Annotated in this window: 2 protein-coding genes; both read left to right on the top strand. The window is 73.1% G+C overall.

Annotation, left to right across the window (positions count from 1 at the left end):
- The coding region (locus GH736_RS21225) for a ComEC/Rec2 family competence protein (protein WP_159606847.1) at window positions 1-1,198 on the top strand (1,198 nt) is incomplete at its 5' end.
- Between the two features lie 24 nt (window positions 1,199-1,222).
- Window positions 1,223-2,257, top strand: a complete 1,035-nt coding sequence (gene holA / locus GH736_RS21230) for a DNA polymerase III subunit delta (protein ID WP_159606849.1) — start codon at window positions 1,223-1,225, stop codon at window positions 2,255-2,257.
- Window positions 2,258-2,407: the final 150 nt, after the last annotated feature.

Raw genomic sequence — 2,407 nt, forward strand, 5'->3', positions numbered from 1 at the left:
CGGGCCGATCGCCGCGCAGCTCGCCTGCCAGCCGATCCTGGTGCTGCTCGACCCGGCGATCGCCGTCTACGGCGTGCCCGCCAACCTGCTCGCGGCGCCGGCGGCGCCCGTCGCCACGGTCATCGGCCTGCTCGGATGCCTCGTCCTGCCCGTCCTGCCCTCCGTCGGCGCGGCGTTCCTGCAGGTCGCGTGGGTCCCGGCCTCGTGGATCGCCCTCGTCGCGCGCGGCACGGCTGGACTTCCCGGCGGACGGCTTCCGTGGCTACCGGACGCACCGGGGGCAGCCCTGCTCGTCGCCTGCACGGCCCTCGCCCTCGTCGTCGCGTTCGCGCCGCCGTCGAGGCCCCGACTGCGCGCGGCCGGCGCCGCACTGCTCGCGATCGGGTTGGCGGTGCCGATCGGGGTGTCCTTCGGCGCGGCCGTCGTGTCGGCTGCGACACGGCCGGCCCGATGGGACGTCGCCGCGTGCGACGTCGGACAGGGCGATGCGGTGCTCATCCGCTCCGAGGGCGCGACGGCCCTCATCGACACCGGGCCCGATCCGGCTCCGTTGACGCGCTGCTTGACCCTCCTCGGCGTCGACCGCATCGACCTGCTCGTACTGACGCACTGGGACGCCGACCACGTCGGGGGAGCGGCCGCGGTCGCCGGACGCGTCGGCACCGTCATCCACGGCCCGCTCGACGGCGATCGCAGCGACCGTGTGCTCGGGCCGCTCCTGCGGGGCGGGGCCGGGTCCGCCGAAGTCGTCGCCGGCCATCGCGGTATGCTCGGCGACGCCCGGTGGCGGGTGCTGTGGCCGCTGCCACGAGCCGCGCCCGGCAACGACGCGAGTGTCGTCGTCGAGGTCGATGCGCCCGCCTTCCGCGGTGTCTTCCTGGGCGACCTCGGCGAGGGAGCGCAGGATCGGCTCCTTCGGGCGGCCGACCCGGGCGTGGTCGACCTCGTCAAGGTGGCCCATCACGGGTCCGCCGACCAGAGCGCCTCGTTGTACGAACGGCTGCACGCGACCATCGGCGTCATCGGGGTCGGCCTCGACAACGGCTACGGGCATCCGACCGAGCGTCTGCTCGGGATGCTCGACGATGAGGGCACCGCCGTGGTGCGCACCGACCGTTCGGGCACCCTCACGATCGCCGCCGAGGAGGGCGGCTTCGAGGTGTGGGCGGAGCGTCGCGACGTCGGACCCGGCCCGTAGACTTGCACGGAACGGGGAGGTGCGGTGGCAGCGCGATCAGGTGCGGCGCGAGCAGGTGCGACGCGAACGAAGGCAGCCGCGATCCCGCAGCTCTCGTGGAATGAGATCCGCCCGGCTCCCATCGTGCTCGTCACCGGGGCCGAGACCGTCCTCGCCGAGCGCGCGAGCGCGATGCTCCGCGACTTCCTCCGCTCCGAGGACCCCGCGCTCGAGGTGAGCGATCTCGAGGCCGACGGCTATCGGCGCGGTGAACTGCTCACCCTCGCCAGCCCATCGCTGTTCGGTGAGCCGCGGCTCATCCGCGTCTCGGCCGTCGAGCGGGCGAGCGACGACTTCCTCATCGATGCGCTCGAGTACCTCGAGCAGACCGCCGAGGGCACCACGCTGCTGCTGCGTCACGCGGGCGGTCAGCGCGGCAAGAAGCTCCTCGATGCCGTCCGCGCCGGATCGGGCGCGGGAGTCGAGATCGTCTGCGCGGAGCTCAAGCGGGAATCCGAGAAGCAGGACTTCGCGGCGGCCGAGTTCCGCGCCGCCGGTCGCAAGATCGATGCCCGCGCCCTGCGCGCCCTCGTCGCGGCATTCGCCGACGACCTGGCCGAGCTGTCCGCCGCCTGCAGGCAGCTCATCGCCGACGCACCGGGTGAGATCACCGAGGCCGTCGTAGGGCGCTACTACGGCGGGCGCGTCGAGACGAACGCGTTCGCGGTCGCCGATGCGGCGATCGCCGGGCGGCACGGCGAAGCGCTCGTCGCGCTCCGGCACGCACTCGACAGCGGCGCCGACCCGGTACCCATGGTGGCCGCCTTCGCCATGAAGGTGCGCACCATGGCGAAGGTGTCGGGCGTCAGGGGCGGTGGCCCGCAGGTGGCGTCGTCGCTCGGGCTCGCGCCCTGGCAGGTCGACCGCGCCCGCCGAGACCTCGCCGGATGGACCGACGAGGGACTCCAGCGCGCGATCGAGTCGCTGGCCGCGACCGATGTGCATCTTCACCATGCCGACGCCGGAGAGCATCAAGCAAGTCGCCAAGCGCATCGTCGAGACCCGCAAGGCGGGCAATGACGTGTCGCCTCCGCCCCCTGCAGCCCGCGCATGCCACACCCGGAAGACAGGCTCAATCGACCAGGAACTGGAGATGACCGCCGTGAGGTTCTACGACCGCGCCGGCCGCCAGGTCACCCAGCAGGAGGGCAGATCTGTTCGGCGCTGACC

It is taken from the genome of Agromyces humi (assembly GCF_009720255.1).
GTDB classification, from domain to species: domain Bacteria; phylum Actinomycetota; class Actinomycetes; order Actinomycetales; family Microbacteriaceae; genus Agromyces; species Agromyces humi.